The 17385-nt window shown below is 33.7% G+C and carries 17 protein-coding genes, 1 tRNA gene, 1 other RNA gene and 1 riboswitch; of the genes, 6 read left to right on the top strand and 13 right to left on the bottom strand.

What is annotated here, in order from left to right:
* Positions 1-14: 14 nt before the first annotated feature.
* The 3 genes from proB to LC076_RS10190 form a co-directional block, all read right to left on the bottom strand.
* Positions 15-1145, bottom strand: coding sequence for a glutamate 5-kinase (gene proB, locus LC076_RS10200; RefSeq protein WP_226668297.1), 1131 nt, complete (start codon positions 1143-1145; stop codon positions 15-17).
* A gap of 71 nt (positions 1146-1216) precedes the next feature.
* Complete coding sequence (proC, locus tag LC076_RS10195) at positions 1217-2068, bottom strand: pyrroline-5-carboxylate reductase (RefSeq protein ID WP_226668294.1); 852 nt, start codon at positions 2066-2068, stop codon at positions 1217-1219.
* A 324-nt stretch (positions 2069-2392) separates the two neighbouring features.
* On the bottom strand, positions 2393-3301 hold the full coding sequence (locus LC076_RS10190; RefSeq protein WP_226668289.1) for a TIGR01777 family oxidoreductase: 909 nt from the start codon (positions 3299-3301) through the stop codon (positions 2393-2395).
* A 231-nt stretch (positions 3302-3532) separates the two neighbouring features.
* Here LC076_RS10190 and LC076_RS10185 point away from each other — a divergent pair, with 231 nt between their 5' ends.
* The gene (locus tag LC076_RS10185) at positions 3533-4297 is read left to right on the top strand and encodes a SurA N-terminal domain-containing protein (protein ID WP_226668288.1); all 765 of its coding nucleotides are present in this window, start codon (positions 3533-3535) and stop codon (positions 4295-4297) included.
* Between the two features lie 434 nt (positions 4298-4731).
* Positions 4732-4820 (top strand) — tRNA-OTHER (locus tag LC076_RS10180).
* A 98-nt stretch (positions 4821-4918) separates the two neighbouring features.
* Here LC076_RS10180 and LC076_RS10175 read toward each other — a convergent pair.
* The 8 genes from LC076_RS10175 to LC076_RS10140 form a co-directional block, all read right to left on the bottom strand.
* The gene (locus LC076_RS10175) at positions 4919-5938 is read right to left on the bottom strand and encodes an ABC transporter substrate-binding protein (RefSeq protein WP_226668283.1); all 1020 of its coding nucleotides are present in this window, start codon (positions 5936-5938) and stop codon (positions 4919-4921) included.
* A complete protein-coding gene (locus LC076_RS10170) occupies positions 5935-6687 on the bottom strand; it encodes an ABC transporter permease (RefSeq protein WP_226668281.1) in 753 nt (250 codons plus the stop codon). The genes LC076_RS10175 and LC076_RS10170 overlap by 4 nt, the downstream gene beginning before the upstream one ends.
* Complete coding sequence (locus LC076_RS10165) at positions 6684-7448, bottom strand: ABC transporter ATP-binding protein (protein ID WP_226668278.1); 765 nt, start codon at positions 7446-7448, stop codon at positions 6684-6686. The genes LC076_RS10170 and LC076_RS10165 overlap by 4 nt, the downstream gene beginning before the upstream one ends.
* The gene (tenA, locus tag LC076_RS10160) at positions 7441-8115 is read right to left on the bottom strand and encodes a thiaminase II (RefSeq protein WP_226668277.1); all 675 of its coding nucleotides are present in this window, start codon (positions 8113-8115) and stop codon (positions 7441-7443) included. The genes LC076_RS10165 and tenA overlap by 8 nt, the downstream gene beginning before the upstream one ends.
* 27 nt (positions 8116-8142) lie before the next feature.
* Positions 8143-9423 (bottom strand): acetylornithine deacetylase, encoded by a 1281-nt coding sequence (locus LC076_RS10155; RefSeq protein ID WP_226668264.1) that lies wholly within the window; start codon positions 9421-9423, stop codon positions 8143-8145.
* A 178-nt stretch (positions 9424-9601) separates the two neighbouring features.
* A riboswitch (TPP riboswitch) is annotated at positions 9602-9706 on the bottom strand.
* An 84-nt stretch (positions 9707-9790) separates the two neighbouring features.
* The gene (locus LC076_RS10150; RefSeq protein WP_226668262.1) at positions 9791-10759 is read right to left on the bottom strand and encodes a bile acid:sodium symporter family protein; all 969 of its coding nucleotides are present in this window, start codon (positions 10757-10759) and stop codon (positions 9791-9793) included.
* Between the two features lie 63 nt (positions 10760-10822).
* Positions 10823-11458 carry an NUDIX hydrolase gene (locus LC076_RS10145; protein ID WP_226668260.1) on the bottom strand — a complete coding sequence of 212 codons (636 nt, stop codon included), beginning with the start codon at positions 11456-11458 and terminating at the stop codon, positions 10823-10825.
* Between the two features lie 24 nt (positions 11459-11482).
* A complete protein-coding gene (locus LC076_RS10140; RefSeq protein WP_226668258.1) occupies positions 11483-12010 on the bottom strand; it encodes a CBO0543 family protein in 528 nt (175 codons plus the stop codon).
* Between the two features lie 525 nt (positions 12011-12535).
* Between LC076_RS10140 and LC076_RS10135 the strand changes: the two genes are divergently transcribed.
* The 3 genes from LC076_RS10135 to LC076_RS10125 all read left to right on the top strand — a co-directional run bounded on the left by LC076_RS10135 (position 12536) and on the right by LC076_RS10125 (position 14879).
* Positions 12536-13375 carry a hypothetical protein gene (locus LC076_RS10135; RefSeq protein WP_226668255.1) on the top strand — a complete coding sequence of 280 codons (840 nt, stop codon included), beginning with the start codon at positions 12536-12538 and terminating at the stop codon, positions 13373-13375.
* Between the two features lie 18 nt (positions 13376-13393).
* Positions 13394-14305 (top strand): VanW family protein, encoded by a 912-nt coding sequence (locus LC076_RS10130; RefSeq protein ID WP_226668252.1) that lies wholly within the window; start codon positions 13394-13396, stop codon positions 14303-14305.
* Positions 14306-14396: 91 nt separating this feature from the next.
* Positions 14397-14879: a hypothetical protein gene (locus LC076_RS10125; RefSeq protein ID WP_226668249.1), complete on the top strand. Its 483-nt coding sequence runs from the start codon at positions 14397-14399 to the stop codon at positions 14877-14879.
* 147 nt (positions 14880-15026) lie between these two features.
* On the opposite strand, the gene ssrS is transcribed toward LC076_RS10125, so the two are convergent.
* Both ssrS and LC076_RS10115 read right to left on the bottom strand, forming a co-directional pair.
* A non-coding RNA gene (gene ssrS / locus LC076_RS10120) (6S RNA) lies at positions 15027-15215 on the bottom strand.
* A 57-nt stretch (positions 15216-15272) separates the two neighbouring features.
* Positions 15273-16484 carry an alanyl-tRNA editing protein gene (locus LC076_RS10115; protein ID WP_226668247.1) on the bottom strand — a complete coding sequence of 404 codons (1212 nt, stop codon included), beginning with the start codon at positions 16482-16484 and terminating at the stop codon, positions 15273-15275.
* 567 nt (positions 16485-17051) lie between these two features.
* Between LC076_RS10115 and LC076_RS10110 the strand changes: the two genes are divergently transcribed.
* Positions 17052-17357 (top strand): alpha/beta-type small acid-soluble spore protein, encoded by a 306-nt coding sequence (locus LC076_RS10110; RefSeq protein ID WP_226668244.1) that lies wholly within the window; start codon positions 17052-17054, stop codon positions 17355-17357.
* Positions 17358-17385: the final 28 nt, after the last annotated feature.

The following is a 17385-nucleotide window of genomic DNA, read 5'->3' as shown; positions in this document are numbered from 1 at the left end:
GCAATTCCTCCTTTTTATACTCCAACAGGTAATGATAATTCTAGTTCACAAACAAGATCGTCAAAATGGACTACTTCCTGTTTCTTTTCTTCTTCACCCGTCGTTTTTCTCAAATTTTCTAATTCATAATTGGAATAATTGACAACACCAAGACCGATTCTTTCTCCTTCATGGTCAAGAATACGGATTACTGATCCTTTTTCGAATTGCCCATTTACTTGTTCAATATCTGAAGAATAAATACTATGCTTATGATCAGCTATCGACATTTTCACATGTTGATTAATCACTAATTCACCTTCAGGACCTGAATGGAAGGCAATCCATTGTTTCTTCTGATTTAGATTAACTGTTTCATTTGTTACTTCAAAATAAGTTCCTCTTGCGTCACCATTAACAGCATCACCTAGGATATTTGACACAGTTGCTTTTCCTAAGAAAGTAGATATTCCGGAAGCCATAGCAATCTTAACAGCATCAATTTTTGATTTCATTCCACCGGTACCTACATTGCTTCCAGACTCACCAGCACCTTCTTCAATCTCAGGTGTAATTTCATATACCTTTTCAAGAAGCTTAGCTTCCTCATTTTTTCTAGGATCAGAATCATACAATCCATCGATATCAGATAAAATAATTAATTGATCTGCTTCTACTAATCCTGCAACTTTTGCAGATAAAGTGTCATTATCCCCAAACTTCAAACGATCAACTGTTACCGTATCATTTTCATTAACAATTGGAATAATTCCACGCTCTAATAATACGTTTAATGTGTTTCGTACATTGTTATAGCGATATTCATCTGAAAAATCACTTCGGGTAATTAAAATCTGTGATGCAACATAACCGTGTGATAAAAAGATCTCTGAATATGCTTCAATTAATAAACCTTGACCTATCGACGCAGCTGCTTGCTTTTCTGGTAATGATGTTGGACGATCAATACATCCTAGTTTTCGGTATCCTGCTGCAACTGCTCCTGAGGAAACAAAAACAATTTCATGTCCTTCATCTTTTAACAATGCAATTTCATCTGCCAATTTCTCTAGTTTACGTCGACTAATTTCACCATGTCGACTAGTTAATGAACTGCTTCCTACTTTTATTACAACCCGTTTTTTCTCATTGTCTAGGGCCGTCATTCTATCACTCCTGAATTGTTTTGTCTCTTTATAAAAAGGGAAAATTAAATTTATAAATTACTTGTAAACACTTATTTACTTGAACTTACTAATAAACTTTCTTGAATTTTCTCACTAATTTCTTTAGAGCGTATTGCTGCATGCTCAACAGCTTTAGAAATTGCGAGACCTCCACCATTATCATCAAGTGCTTGAAGTCCTGCTGCCGTTGTTCCGTTTGGAGAGGTTACTTTTTCTCTTAATACTGTAGGAGTTACATCTTGCTCTTGAATCATCTTAGCTGCTCCCAAAATTGTTTGTGCAATGATTTGTCTTGCTGTTTCAACGTCAAACCCTGCTTGCGAACCTTGTTTCTCCATATGCTCCATTAGATAGTAGAAATATGCTGGACCACTACCTGCAAGACCAGTGAAAACATCCATATCTTTTTCTTCGATTGTATAAACTTCACCTATGCATCCTAGCAGTTCTTGAGTTAAAATGATATTCTCATCCGATGTTGCATGACCTGGGGATATTGCTGTAGCTGATTCTCCGATGGTACTTGACGTATTCGGCATTACTCTTACTACTTGTTGGTCATTATGAAGATTTTGTATAAGGTATGAATTTGTAATACCTGCTAAAACAGATAATATGAGTTGATTTGGCTTGATATGATCAATCATGTTTTTTAATGCTCTCTCTACATCTTTAGGTTTCATAGCCAAAATAAAAACATCTATTTGATCAAACTGTAAATTTTCAAGTTTAATACCTTTAATTCCGTAATTAGCCTCTAATGCAGCTAGTCGCTCCCCGTTGGAACGATTCGTTGCTATGATTTGACGTGCTGGCATTTTATCAGATTTTACTAAACCAGATATCATTGCTTCTGCCATTGAACCTGCACCTATAAACGCAATTGTCTTTTCGTGTAGCATCTCATCTCTCCAATATCGTTCGTATTTTTGTTCGTATTTTTGCTCACGATTTAATACTAACACGATGATTTTATTATTCAAGGTATTAACGATATGTTGTGAGTATTTCTACCAATTAGTGAGTGTAAGCGTTGCCATTGATACTTATTTACTTCAAAAAGCTCCTCAGACCTGATAAACGCTTCTCATCCCTTATTTTAAGGAATTTTTAAAATCAGTTATTGTTAAACTATAGGATATTTATCTAAATAAACAATTGAGATTTTATTTTAGAGTATTAGTAGACAAGCTTTTGTCATGCCTTATCTATTTTTGCTTCTCTAATTAAATCGTGTTTTTCAAAGCTAATGTTAAATTTTCATATTTAAATACAAACCCTTTTTGCATTAACTTCTTTGGACTACAATTTCTCCCTGTTAAAGCCAAACTAGGCTCAGTTTTCAACAAGAAATATGCCCCAAACCATACTAACGGAGATGGAGCAGGCATTCCCCACCCTTTCCCCATCACTTGTCGTAAAGTAGTCATAAATTCCTTATTTGTCACAGCCTTTGGGCTTGTTGCATTAAATGTCCCCACATATTCATTATCTTCAATTGCTTTAAGAAACATTTCATTACAATCATCAATATGTAACCAACTAATATATTGAGTCCCTGCTCCTACAGTACCGCCTAAGTGAAAGGAAACAAGCTTTTTGAGAGGTTCTAACGCCCCTCCATCTTCCCCAAGAACAAAACCAATTCTATAAAGAATCTTACGAGTATGTGGTAAATCCACTTCATAAAACTGCTTTTCCCACTTCTGACAAACCTCTACTGAAAAACCTTTACCATGTTCCGCTGTTTCATCACTTTCCTTTTTCGTGTTGCCATATATCGCTAAAGATCCAGCCTGAATAAAAACCTTTGGTGGTTGCTCGCTATGTAAAATTGCTTTTTGTAATACTTCAACTGAATGAATTCTCGAATTTAAAATTTCTTCCTTGTTCTTACTTGTATAGATACAATCAACGCTTTTACCAGTGAAATTCACAATTGCATAACTACCATTTATTTCTGTCACCCAATTGCCTAGTGTTTGACCATCCCATTCAACGTAAGAGACTTGATTTCTCATTTCTTTTTTATTTCTAGTTAAAATCACTACTTTATAATTTCTCTCTACTAAATAATTTGCTAATTTTTCTCCCAAAAAACCCGAACCACCTGCAAGAACAATTTTTTTCTTCATGACAACACTCCCTTTTCGATTTAGACATGAATTAATTCTTCCATATATTTATCTTCTAATTCCTTTATTTTCTATTCTAACAAACTTTTAAATGCATTTTTGCTAGTAAATTTGATTTATTTTCTTGTTTCTTGTATGATTAGCTTTTATTATTGTGCTAACTGTTATACAATTCCAATTATGTACGCTTACATATGTAAGGTCTCATTAGACCTTGAAAGGAGAAAGAAAATGAAAAAGTTACTACTTACATTATTTATGTCTCTATTAGCACTATCTCTTGCGGCATGTAATAATGACGAAGAAAAAGAAACAGATACTGCTAAATCTGATGAAAAAACAGAGGAAGTAGCAAAAGAAGAGGAAACTGCTGTTGATCCTGAGGAACTACAAAAAAAGCTGGATGAACAAAAAGTTGAAGCTGATCGTGTTGTTGCCGTTGTAAATGGACAAGAAATCAAAGGGACAGAATATAATGATGCTCTATCTTTATTTCAATCAAATGCAATGAGCCAAGGTCAAGATGTAACGAAGAGTGATTTAGCAAAACAATTGAAAGAAAGTACTCTCGATTTTATTGTTGGACAAACTTTAATTATGCAAGAAGTTGATAAAAAGGGATACAAGGCTACTGAAGAAGATATTAATAAAGCTTTAGAAGCTGAAAAGGCTCGTTTTAAAACAGAAGAAGAATTTGAAAAGGCTTTAAAAGAAAGTGATTTAACAGTCGAAGATCTTAAATCACAAATTTCTGATAATGTTAAAATCACTCAATATCTAGATAAAGATGTTCAAGTAGAAGAAGTAACAGAAGATGAAGTGAAGAAATTCTATGATTCACTTGTATCAGCTAATGGGGAATCAAAAGAAACACCAAAATTCGAAGAAGTGAAAGAAACATTAAAAGGTAACCTTGAACAACAAAAATCACAACAACAAATTAGTGCGAAAATTGAAGAACTACGAAAAGACTCAGAAATTGATTTAAAAATATAAAGACGAATAAATCTAAATTCAGTTAAGCTCAAAGAAACAAGTTCGTTCCATTGCGCTGCAGACACTCGCTTTCCACGGGGAGGAAGCTGAGCCTCCTCGGCATGCCTGCGGGGTCTCAGCCTTTCCTCAATTCCCGTAGGAGTCGAGTGTCTTCCGCTCCATTCCACTACTTCCTAAAAATAGTATACAAAATAAAAAATATATTTAAAACGGCAAATAAAAACCCGACCTATTAGGCGATTGATTAATTGAAATCTCACCTAATAATTCGGGTTTATCATTTGCTTTAATACTTATTCACAGCCTTCTTTTATTTACTCCTCTTTCGTAAACTTGTTGTTTCTTTTTTAAAAGCAATTATCATACTATTTACAATATAAAATAAAGAAATATTAGTACATAATAAATAATCATTTTGTTCATACTATCATTAAGGACTTGTAGCTCAATGATTAGAGCAGTCAGTAGTTAAAGGCACCTTTTACTATTGTACTTCTTGTGGGTTAAAATCCCACCAGGTCCTTTCTTCCTGCAAATTTTACTTACTCCGCTATCAACCTCAAATAATGTAGTTGATGAACCAAAATACGTGCCTCAAATAATGAAGCACGCATTTATATACTATTTATATTCAACTATATTAACGAAAATATCTTCCACTGCTGGCTCTTTTTCAATTAATTCTGCGTCTTTCATCCAAGTGATTGTTTCCTCCCATTGAGCTTTATCTTGACTTCCAAAGCCTGACTCAGATTTCATTAGTGGTAACAATATGTCTAAGCTCTGTACTTCTACTTCCTTAACAAGTGGAAAGTTTGCTTCATCTTGATTACTTAATAAGATCTCTAAAGCTTCTTTAGGTTTTTCAGCAGTAAATTCATACCCCTTTGTTGCAGCTCGCCAAAATGCTTTAATACTCTCTTGCTCTTCATCCCATGTTTTATCACTTGTTACTGCAACTAATTCATAGTAACTAGGAATTCCATATTCGGTTGGATTAATATTACGTGTTTCATGACCTTCATGCTTTAAAACAGGTACTTCATGATTAATATAGGCACCTATAACAGCATCTACATTATTACTAACAATTGATGACCCCAATTCAAAGCCAACATCAACCATTTCAACTTTACCAGGATCACCACCATCAGCTTTTACCATCGACTCAATAAGTGATTCATTTAACGGGATACCAGGGAAGCCAACCTTTTTCCCTTCCAAGTCCTTAGGAGATTGAATACTACTGTCTTCCATGAAAATAACCCTGTTTAATGGGGAACGTACAATTGCACCAACTGATTTCACTTTAACATCTTGATTTGCACGAGCTATGATCACGTCTGGTTGATATGAGATACCAAGTGTAACCTGTCCCGCTGCTGCCAAATTAATTGGATCTGTTGGATTCGCTGGAAATTGAATATCCACATTTAATCCTTCATCTTCAAAATAACCTTTTTCTTTCGCAATATATAAATAGCTGTGAACAGCATTCGGATACCAATCTAGCATAATACTAACATCTTTTAATTTCTGCTTTTCTTCTTTCGAACCATCACCTGTTGTGTTTTCTCCACCTGAACAAGCTGATAGCAGCCCGATTACTAAACTCAATATCACTAAAAATAATTTTCTCATTCTGTTTTCCTCCATTTTAATATTCTTTTTTCAAATACATCCACAATCACAAATAATAAAATTCCAACAGCAGATAAAATAACAATGGGTGCAAAAACACCTGCACCATCAAATTGTGTCATCATTCGTCTACTAAAATAACCTAAGCCTGCCTGAGCACCAATCCATTCACCAATAGCTGCTCCTATCACACTGAGTGTAACAGCTACCTTTAACCCTGAAAAAAAGTGTGGCATACACCCTGGAACTTGCAATTTAAAAAAGATATCCTTTTTACGCGCTCCCATCGTTAATAATAAATCTTTATACTCCTTATTTGTGGAACGTAATCCATCATATGTATTCACAGTAATTGGAAAAAAAGTGATCAAAACTGTTACAACCACCTTACTCCATATGGAATAACCAAACCACAAAACAAAAATGGGTGCGAGGGCGATAATTGGAATCGTTTGAGATGAGATAATTAGCGGATAAATTGTTTTTTCAATTGTTTTACTAACACTCATCATAATTGCAAGTCCTACTCCACATACAATCGAGATTAACAGCCCAATAATAATGACAAGAGTTGTAGCAGGTAAATGATCTAATAATAAAGGCTCTTTTAATTCCCAAAGTTTAAACAACACTTCAGTTGGTGTAGGTAAAATAAAGCCTAAATTCACAGCACGTGCCCCTATTTCCCAGATCACTAATAGGCAGAAGACAAGTAAACTTGATGCTCCGTATTTTTTGATCATTATCATAGCTTCACCTGCGCTCGTAACTCTTCTAATAGCTTTTCCTTTAGTTCAATCATATGTGTTTGATTTAAATCCTTAAGTACCCTAGGTCTACCTAATGGAACCGAAACCTCTTGTAAATCAGTTGCTGGTGTTTCCTTAAAAATAAAAATACGATCGGCTAAAAACAATGCTTCATTCACATCATGTGTGATAAATAGAATCGTATTTTTCCGTTTTTGCCATAGTTTTAAAAGCCATTCTTGAAGTGATAATTTCGTAATCGCATCAAGTGCGCTAAATGGTTCGTCTAACAGGAGAATCTGTGATCCACTTAAAATTGTACGTAAAAAAGACACACGTTGTCTCATACCTCCTGATAAGTCACCCGGAAAAGAATCTTCAATGCCTTTCAAACCAAACTCATCAAGCAAATTAGTAACTTGATAAAATGCCTCACGTTTTTTTATCCCTTTAATTTCCAACGGAAGTGCAGCATTCTCAATAATAGTTCTCCAAGGTAATAGCAAATCTTGTTGTGGCATATAGCCTACTTCACCTAGTCGATTTTTAATGAACTTTTTTTGCAGATGAATTTCACCTGTATTTGGTTGCTCTAGCCCTGTGATGAGTTTAAATAACGTACTTTTTCCTGACCCACTTGGGCCGATAATGCAAACAAACTCACCTTGATTTATATGAAAATTCAACTCTTTAACAATAGGAGAAGAATGATTATTATACTGAAATGTAACACTTTTAAATTCTAAAGCGGTATTACTCATCCGTTGGCCACATCGTTTCGTTATATGCAATATCCCAAAACATATATTCAAATCGAGTTGTATTCAAGAAAATTTCCTCTAATTTAACTAACTCTACTTCTGGCTTTTCTTTCGTTAATTCATCCATTAAATCAATACACCATTTTGCAAGCTGTCCAAATTCTTCTGAAGCATACATACTAATCCATTCTCCGTAAAATTCGTGATCTTTTGCTCCTTCACGTTGAGCCAAATCCTTTCCTATTTCCCAGTAACTCCACATACACGGAAGTAGTGCAGCGACAAGATCTGCAAGTGTGCCATTTTGACTTACATGCAGCATGTAATGAGTGTATGCTAACGTTGTTGGGGAAGGCTTTGCTTCTTCAAGTTCATCAGTTGTAATATTAAATTTCTGTGCATACTGACGGTGTAGCTCCATCTCTTCATTTAGTGTTGAATTTAGTAATGAAGCAAACTTCCCCATCGTTGCAAGATCTGTTGCCTTCACAGCTCCTAAAGCAAAAACTTTTGCATATTCAATTAAATATAAATAATCCTGTATCATATAAAAACGAAATTTATTTTTATCTAATGTCCCATCCCCCATTCCTTGTACAAATGGATGAGCATGATTTTTTTCCCATATTGGTAGAACATTTTCATAAAGCCTTTTACTAAATTTCATTTAATTACCTCCTCTTTACCATTCCATCTATTCTTCTTTCTTTGTATGACACCAATTATAAATAAACTTTATGATCACCTTTGTATAATCAACAAGCTGATCAATAGAAAGTTGTTCATTTACAGCATGAGCATGCTCTAACTTACCTGGACCATAGATAGCTGTAGGTATTCCAGCTTCCCCTAACCAACCACCATCTGTAACAGTTGGTGATACATCTATACTAGCTTTTTCATGTAACACAGTTAAATGAGCATCTGCTAACTTTTTAACAGCAGTATGTTCTGAATCAACTTCTAAAGAAGGAAAAATTTCTCCTCTATCAACAATCATTGATTGACCACCCCAAACAAATGTTGGTGGATTTTCTCTAAGCCACGTGTCAGACTTTGCTACATAAGAAAGATGTTCTTCAATTTCTTTGATAATTTCTTCATGTGACTCATCAGGATAATAATGCACAGTAATCCACAAGCGGCATTCATCAGCAATAAAGGCTGCATGTCTTCCACCCTCAATAACAGCTGGATTAATTGTATTTGTCCCAGGTAAATAGCCTGGATAACTTTTTGTAATTGACCAATGACGTTCCAGATCCTGTAACCCTTGGATTATTTTTGTCATTTTTTCGATTGCGCTTGCAGCAAAAAGATTTCCACCAGCATGAATCATCTGTCTTCTTGTTGCGTCATGGTATGTTTGATTACTTTTAACAGTAATCCAACCAGTTATCACTCCACCCTGACCTTGAATATGTAAATCACTCGTATCAACAACAACGGCAAAATCTGCTTTATACCCTCTCTTACAACATTCAAGTGTTCCTGCTTCCCCAACTTCTTCTCCAATGACAGATTGAAAAATCAAATCACCTGGTAGTTCAATCCCTGCCTCATGTAATAATTGGATCGCAAACAATGCACCAGCTAGACCACCCTTCATATCTGCAGCACCACGTCCTACAATCGCTCCATCTTTTACAACTGGAGTAAATGGATTTACTTCCCACTGCTCACCTTCATTTACTTCAGCAACATCAATATGACCATTAATAATCAAGCTTTTATAAAAATCAGCTTGTTTTCCTTTAAGTACGCCTACAACATTAGGATCATTGTGATAAACATCCCACATATCAATAGAAAATCCTTTTTCCTTTAAAAAATCAGCAACAAATTGTTGAGCATCACCTGTATTTCTAGCAGGAGGTGCTGGTGTTTTATATTTAATTAATGTTTTTAACAAATCAATTAGTTCATCTTTTCTTTCATCAATTTGATCAATAATATGCTCAATGTGATGTGCCATAAAATTCCTCCTCGGTGTAGGTTAATTCATCCAATATCAGACATTCTTACTTTTAATCTTTTTTCATCATTCTAAAAAAGACAATAAAAAACCACTTCCAGAAAGAAGTGGTTTGAATGCACATGTGTATAACAATCCGCTTAAAACATAAATCAAACGGAGATTATTATATAAAATGTATAGTCAAACACCTCTTCCCTACGCTAGTATTATCTAGATCAGGTAATAAGGGTCAAGGCTCAAACGCCTCTCTCAGCTTAAGAAAGCTCCCCTAGTGGTGAAAAGATTCAGTATTTCATTAGTTAATAGATTACATTATTTTTAACATATAATTCTATATTTAGCAATCGATTATTAAATTCCAACGTTATTTGGACACAGAATATGACTGATCATAAAGCTGTAATTCATTGTCAAAACGCTTAAATAGCAACCCAAAAATGGAAGCTAACACTTGTTGAAACAACATCCCGATAACAACCGGAACAGCTACAGCTGGAGGAAAATATTGTACAGCAATGACTGCTCCTGCACTAATATTCCTCATACCCCCTGTAAACATCATCGCGATCTTTGTTTCACGATCTTTCTTGAAAAGACACCCAAACATCCACGCCAAAAAATAACCACTAGAAGCCAAACCAAAAACAGTAATGATGATGAATAACAGCTCTAAATTAACTTTTTTAATATATGGAGCTACAACCGCACCGTTTATCATGACTACAGAAGATAAAGCTAATTTAGAAAAAGGTGCTAATTTTTTTGACGCAATAACGCTTTTTCCATTTGTAAGATGATGAATAAACATTCCAATAAATGAGGGAATGACAACCATTAACAATAAACCAGACATTATACTAAAAGGATCTATTTCTACATTCTTTCCAACAAGAATAGATAAAGTATACGGAACAACAAATGGTGATAAAATTGTATCTATTAATATGATAGACAAAGCTAAAGCAATACTTCCCTTATATATGTTCACCCAAATAAAGCTAGTAATTCCTGTTGGAATAACAGTTGCTAAAACCAACCCTGTGACTGTTAAATGATTTTCAAAAACAACTTGACCAATAGACCATGCAATAAGTGGCATAATAACATGTAACAACAATAAAATGACAATAAAAGGGAAAGGCTTATGTAGAGCTCCTTTTAATGAGTGAAAATTTGAGCTTAAGCTTCCAGATAGCGTCATAAAAGCAAAGATAAAAGGAATTAAATATGCGAAAGGTAAGAGATGATCAGCTAATAAAATACCAAGTATCACACTTATTGGTGTGATAACCGGCATCATTTTTTCTAATAGCCGATTTAAAGCTTCAAGCATAAAACATTCTCCTAATCTTATAATCTAGATGCATTTAATTTTAGCAAATGATAAAAATGTTAATCATATATTTTTTTGAGCAATTTTGATTTGAATATTTTCAACCACTTTTTTAAGATAATGATCTTCGTGCGGTACAAAACTTTGTTTATGAATCACTTTAACGTCTGTTATTTTTTCTCCCAATGGATTTTCTTTAAATCCTTCACTATGTATAGTCGTTTGCTGACCAAACCAAAGTTCAATAAAGTCATCTAATCTCACTCTGTATATTCCCGAAACTTCTTCTTTTTGCAAGAAAAAATGTTCAAATGAATGCTTTGTTTCATATAAAAACACATGACATAATTCATGATCAATTAGACATTTTTCATACAAACGTTCTTTGATTACACCTAATGAAATGAGATCGCTAAATGCAAGAGCAACTCCAATTTCCTCATTAACCTCTCTCACTCCATCTTCCACAGTTTCACATGAAAGCAAATGACCTGCAGCTGTAATATCAAGTAAGTTAGGATAATCCTTTTTTTGCTCACACCTTAATTGGAAATATATATAAATATCTCCATTATGGACACTTATCAACCAACAATGGAATGTCTCATGCCAATACCCTTTTTCATGAACTTTCTGTCTTGTTTCCATTCCTTTATAATTGCCGTCTTCATCAAAGATTTTTAGTATTTCTTCTGTCATTAATTAAGCTCCTTACAAATATTATTATCGAAAAACTGTTGAAGGTACATCAAATAGATTCCAAAGTACGATTATATAAATGAACGACAAGATCCAAGATATTACTGGTTTATAGTGGTGTAATGCCAATACTGAAAACATGACAACATCAAATGAAATAGACCACCATTCATTCCAACCATTGTAATGTTTAATTCCGCCTAAAAGATGTGTAATGATTTCATTAGTCGCGTATATCATAACCCAAAACGTAATATAAAGGAACTGCTTTGATAACTTCCCTTTAGGAAAATTCCCTAAGTAAATTAATATGGTGCAAGGATATTTAATCATCATAATTATTAGAGAAATATGAACACTGGTTATTCCGTTTTTTTCATCTATAGAAACAGGGTTAAATCTCCATAATGGAAAATGATCAAATAGAAGAAAATGATATAATAAATCACCGTTCACAAAAAATAAAATCGTTGGATAATACAATCGCCAATTTCTCCAATCTCCCCATTTCCAAGCTGCAAAAATATAGATAAATCCATAGATATAATTCATTTTCAACACCTACTTTGAGCAAAATAAATAACATTCTCTTTGACATATTTAGACGTACATTTTGTAACTACCAGCATTTAACATCTATTATAATGTCCAATTCACCACAAAATAGTTTTAGAAAGTATTCCTATTGTTGTTGATTCTGACTTCTGTTTCAGCTATTCGTTTTCCCGGGAACCTAAAAATACCGCTCTTTGACAGGCAATCCCGCAAGAGTCTTATTTAATAACCTTTAAATCAACAATGAGCTAAAAATCAAAATTAAGCTATAATCCATCCTACAATCAAGAGTCTTTTTTGAAAAAGGCTTTTATCAAGGCTGTTTTCGCAAACTTTGTTGCTATTAAATAGCCTAATCAATCAGCACTGCATTAAGTTAAGTGGCATCTTTTCTTCATAAATTAGTACCCTTATAGTGAAAAACTCGTTATTACTCCAAATTTTGGTTACATAGCAACAAGTAGTCAGAAAAGAGCTCTTATCAAATACCGATTCAAGATAAAAATGGAGATGAAAATATACATGAAAATCCTTTCACTAACTTTCGTTACCTTATTCACCTTCATGTTTAATGCCGGATTTACTTATGCACTACAAAGTAACCCTAAGCATTGTTTAGATTTTGAAATTACTTTAGAGGATTGGCAGGAAGTAAATAAGATTATTCCGAAAAAATCTATATTTACTGTAATTGATATTGAGACAGCGAAATCTTTCACTGTTCAAAGAAGAGCTGGTAGTCGTCATGCAGATGTTCAACCTTTGACAAGCAATGATACTAAAATAATGAAAGATATCTACAATGGCAACTGGAGTTGGCATCGCCGCGCCATTTTAATAGTGACAAACAATCTGTTAATTCCCGCTTCTATGCATGGTATGCCACATGGGGCAGGTGCGATAAACAATGGATTTCCGGGTCATTTTTGCATTCATTTCTCAGGAAGCACCACACATCGCTCAGGAAAATCTGATTTATCACACCATCTGATGATTTTAAAAGCCGCTGGAAAGTATGAAGATTATATAAAGGAACTCGATGCAGAACAGTTATTAAATGTACTTTTAGTAACGATAAAAAATAACGATAAATCATTAGCTAAAAAAGTAGCTCTAAGTAATAAAAAAATAGATGAAGCTTTGCGATCTATCGACAAAATAGAAACAATGTCTTGGTCCATAAAAACGACAAAAAAATCAAATGAGTTACTAACAACCTTTCCAGTCGACCTTAAAATATATTTTAAAAACAAAGAAGCAGTTAAAGAAAATATTTCTTTTACAATAATAAGAACCTCTCCTATCTCTTCTTGGAAAGTAAATATAGATCCTTTGATTAAAGTGATTAACGATAATAATTAACTAGGAGATGAACATTCAATGTATTTTTTCCTCTCAATATTTCTTTCCTTACAATTTATGCAACCTGTAAACTTATCTGAGAAAATACTGATTACACATGAGGGAGAAGAAATAAAAACTGTAAACCGTAGTGATTTTCAACTTCACCCAATTGCAAATTATTTAATAGACAAACAAAAATTAATCGAATTAACTGAATATGTAAACTCAAAAGTTTATAAAGCACCAATTGACGCATATTTAAATGAACAAAATCAATTAATTAGCGAAGAAAAAGGATCGAAACTTAATCAAGAAAAATTCAAAATGAAATTTTATCAATCCTTTTTCTCTAATGGCTCTGTGACAATAAACATCCCCATTCAAACACTTTATCCTCGGGTTGATAGTGAGTTACTTTCAAGTATTAAAACAAAACAAATCAGCTATTATATTACTTATTTTAATAGTAGAAACAAACAACGCTCTCAAAATATTCAATTAGCTTCAGAGGCAATAAATAATCATGTTGTTTTTCCAGGCGAGATTTTCTCATTTAATTCAGTTGTGGGTAATCGAACAGTTGAAAAAGGGTATTTACCTGCCCCTATTATTGTTAAAGGAGAATTGTCAGAGGGAGTTGGAGGAGGAATATGCCAGGTTTCATCAACTCTCTTTAATGCGGTAGACCGTGCAGGAGTAAAAATAATCGAACGGTATTCTCACAGCCGACAAGTACCTTACGTTCCTCCAAATCGGGATGCAACTGTTAGTTGGTATGGACCAGATTTCACATTTAAAAATCAACATAATCAGCCACTACTTATTCGGTCAAAGGTTATAGGTGGTCGTCTAGTTATTACTATATTTTCATCAGATGTAATTGAAACGACCAAGAAAAATATACCGAGTGCCCCACAAAAACTTCCTAAAGAAGTAGTTGATATGTAGTAATTTGGTGGTTTTTTTAACATACTATAACAAGAAAATGTTTAGACCTGCTCTATTTGTGTTACATCATTAGTAGAGGAGGTTTTAGATTATGAAACAATTACTACTAACAATTTTGGCAATAGGATTACTTACTGGTTGTAATCAAGTAGAAAATGCTACAAACATAATTGAGAACGAAGCTGAAGAAATTGAACAAGAAGTTGAACAATCTCTAGAAAACAGTGAAGAAGAAATTAATAATCTTGTTGATAATCTAAACAATGAACTGGAAGAGGAAGTAGATGATATTGATCCATCATTCGTATCAGAGGGTGAAACAGCTATTATTAACACACCTTTACTGTTTCCTTTAAATGAAGAAGATTATGATGAACTATATGGATTAATAGAAGATTCAAATTATGAGCAAATCAATAATATGACAGAAAGTGGAAATGTTATGATTGTTGAGGAGAACACGAAAGTTGAAGTTGTAGACATGGGAATTAGACAAGCTAAGGTCGAAATCCTTTCATCGGGAGAACAAGGTTATATACCAGCTAAATATTTATCACCTCAAGAAAGCTCATAATACTGCCTTTAAAACTCTAGATATATTATCCAGGAAAAGTTTATCCAGATTTCATTTAACAATCGTGTAATGAAGCAATGATTAAATGGGAAAATTCTAGATATACAAAAATCCGGCTTCCATAAGGGAGCCGGATTAATCATTGTTATAAGAGCCGCGATTGCCGCATCATAAATTATAGAGTTTTAAACCACCACTCCTACAAGTGGGTGTTCGCAGAAGCTTTCATACCTTCCTCTACATAATGAAGGCTTGGTATTCCGTCCTCAATGTAAAACTCCCTATTTCAGCTTAAAGGTTAAAACTTTATAAAAAATGCGTACAGCGCAGCTTGTATAGTTATAATACTAAATTTTATAGGTGAATGCAATAGCAGATGTTCCCAAAAATATTTTAGTTGATTACATTTTTTACATTTTCTAAGAAATTTCGTAATAAACTTTCTGAAGATATAGCTTTATCACCACCAGCTTGAACAAACGATGGCTTCCCTCCACCTTTTCCATTTATATCAGGTAGAATTCCCTTTAATACAGCATTTAAATTTAGGTTAATATCTTCACTTCTAGCACTCACAAGTTGTAATTTTTCTTGATTATCACTTATTAAAATAATAATTGTATTGTTTTTCTTTGTCAAAAGATCTTTTGCTAAATCTTGCAGATCACTTATCGGCCTGTTTATGTATACACTTGAGATAACATGAACATTATTTAAGAGATGAGCATTTGATATCAATTCATTTGCTTCATATTGAATAAGCTGACTTTTAAGATTCTCCAAATCTTTTTGAAGTTCTCGATTATTTTCTATCAAACGATCTGCTGCTTCACTCAGCTTTTCTTGAGGTGCATTTAATTTACTTGTTAATTCTACCATCACCTTATGTTTATCATGAAGCTGATGACGAACACGATGCCCACAAACAAATTGAACTCGTATGTGTTTTTTTTGTTTTTCAAGTCCCAAAATCTTTATCACACTAACTTCTCCTGTTGATTTTGGATGAGTCCCTCCACAGCCATTGTCATCAACACCTGGTATAATGACAAGGCGAATGTTGTCTTTCACTGTTAGCTCTTTTCTAAGATGATACGCTGGAAGCTCTTCCTCTGTAATCCATTTTGTGATAATTGGTTTGTTTTCAAGAATGATTTTGTTGCATATCAATTCAACCTGGTTTATCTCTACTTCATTGATGTCAGTTATCGCTAAATCAATTGTGCAAATTTCTTTTCCTAAATGAAAGCTAATCGTTTTATATCCATAGGTATTCTCAAAGGCCGCTGATAAAATATGCTGACCTGCATGCTGTTGCATATGATCAAAACGTCTCTCCCAATTTATGCTACACGAGACTTTGTCAGTACGTTTTGGGATTGTTTCAACATAATGACGAAGCTCTCCGTTCACTTCTTCTACATCTAATACATTGTGACCATCAATTTCACCTATATCATGAGGTTGTCCACCCCCTGTTGGGTAAAAAGCGGTATCTTCTAGTAATACATATGCTTTTTTTTGAGATTCATCAAAACCTTCTTTTACAATTTTGGTTTCAAAAGAAGTTAGATACGCATCTTGATAATATAATTTACCTGTCATAATCGCTCCACTCATTTTAATAAATTTTACCCAACTATAGCATATCGTTGGGTAAAACGTCATTATTCACCTATATTATTTTCAAACCATAGCTGTAACTCTTGTATTGTTGTAAATGTGAATATTTCTTCTCCATTTTGTCCATTATCACTTCCTGTATTTCTCTTAGTGTGATTTGGCCCTCTTGACTTGATAGTAGAATCGCATAAGGATAATCTATATTAATATACCTTGCATCTAAGTCAGTATCAGTCCATCTTTTACTTTGGCTGTTTTCGCAAACTTTGTTGCTTTTACATACCCTAAGCAATCAGCACTGTATTAAGTCTAGTGGCATCTTTTCTTCATAAAAATAGTACCCATGTAGTGGGATACACTGTTTCACTCCAAATTTTGGTTACCTATCAACACTCGTTCAGAAAAGAGCCCTTACTTTTAAAAAATCATGACAATGCTCCATATCCTGCACTCCTTTTCACTACTCTCTTTCTAAAGTTATTCTTTACATGAATTTCAGAAAACAAACAAAAGCTAACAAATAAGAAAGTAATGAAAGGAGATAAATTCGTGAGCAAAAATAGGAAGATCACTAACCCAAAAGCTAAGCAAAATCTTGATCAATTAAAAGCAAAGGTTGCAAACACATCATTTCCTGATAAGGCAAAATTTGAAGTAGCAAAAGAATTTGGGATACCACTAAACGAAAAAAACAACGGAAGCTTATTATCTAAAGATGCAGGTAAAATTGGTGGAAATCTTGGAGGTAATATGGTCAGGGAAATGATTAAAATGGCAGAAGAACAATTAATGAAGAGAAAATGGAGAGTTGATATAAATACTTTTAAGAAAGTGACAAACAACCAATTAGGCTAGGACGTAAGCCTTTGGAATTGAAGGCAAA

Source organism: Metabacillus litoralis (assembly GCF_020524045.1).
Lineage (GTDB): Bacteria > Bacillota > Bacilli > Bacillales > Bacillaceae > Metabacillus > Metabacillus litoralis_C.
Note: the sequence above shows the minus strand (reverse complement) of the source record. Positions and strands in the feature narration are given on the sequence as shown.

Coding starts and splice junctions, on each gene's coding strand:
- proB (WP_226668297.1), bottom strand. CDS start 1,145: ATGACGGCCCTAGACAATGAGAAAAAACGGGTTGTAATAAAAGTAGGA.
- proC (WP_226668294.1), bottom strand. CDS start 2,068: ATGCTACACGAAAAGACAATTGCGTTTATAGGTGCAGGTTCAATGGCA.
- LC076_RS10190 (WP_226668289.1), bottom strand. CDS start 3,301: ATGAAGAAAAAAATTGTTCTTGCAGGTGGTTCGGGTTTTTTGGGAGAA.
- LC076_RS10185 (WP_226668288.1), top strand. CDS start 3,533: ATGAAAAAGTTACTACTTACATTATTTATGTCTCTATTAGCACTATCT.
- LC076_RS10175 (WP_226668283.1), bottom strand. CDS start 5,938: ATGAGAAAATTATTTTTAGTGATATTGAGTTTAGTAATCGGGCTGCTA.
- LC076_RS10170 (WP_226668281.1), bottom strand. CDS start 6,687: ATGATAATGATCAAAAAATACGGAGCATCAAGTTTACTTGTCTTCTGC.
- LC076_RS10165 (WP_226668278.1), bottom strand. CDS start 7,448: ATGAGTAATACCGCTTTAGAATTTAAAAGTGTTACATTTCAGTATAAT.
- tenA (WP_226668277.1), bottom strand. CDS start 8,115: ATGAAATTTAGTAAAAGGCTTTATGAAAATGTTCTACCAATATGGGAA.
- LC076_RS10155 (WP_226668264.1), bottom strand. CDS start 9,423: ATGGCACATCACATTGAGCATATTATTGATCAAATTGATGAAAGAAAA.
- LC076_RS10150 (WP_226668262.1), bottom strand. CDS start 10,759: ATGCTTGAAGCTTTAAATCGGCTATTAGAAAAAATGATGCCGGTTATC.
- LC076_RS10145 (WP_226668260.1), bottom strand. CDS start 11,458: ATGACAGAAGAAATACTAAAAATCTTTGATGAAGACGGCAATTATAAA.
- LC076_RS10140 (WP_226668258.1), bottom strand. CDS start 12,010: ATGAATTATATCTATGGATTTATCTATATTTTTGCAGCTTGGAAATGG.
- LC076_RS10135 (WP_226668255.1), top strand. CDS start 12,536: ATGAAAATCCTTTCACTAACTTTCGTTACCTTATTCACCTTCATGTTT.
- LC076_RS10130 (WP_226668252.1), top strand. CDS start 13,394: ATGTATTTTTTCCTCTCAATATTTCTTTCCTTACAATTTATGCAACCT.
- LC076_RS10125 (WP_226668249.1), top strand. CDS start 14,397: ATGAAACAATTACTACTAACAATTTTGGCAATAGGATTACTTACTGGT.
- LC076_RS10115 (WP_226668247.1), bottom strand. CDS start 16,484: ATGACAGGTAAATTATATTATCAAGATGCGTATCTAACTTCTTTTGAA.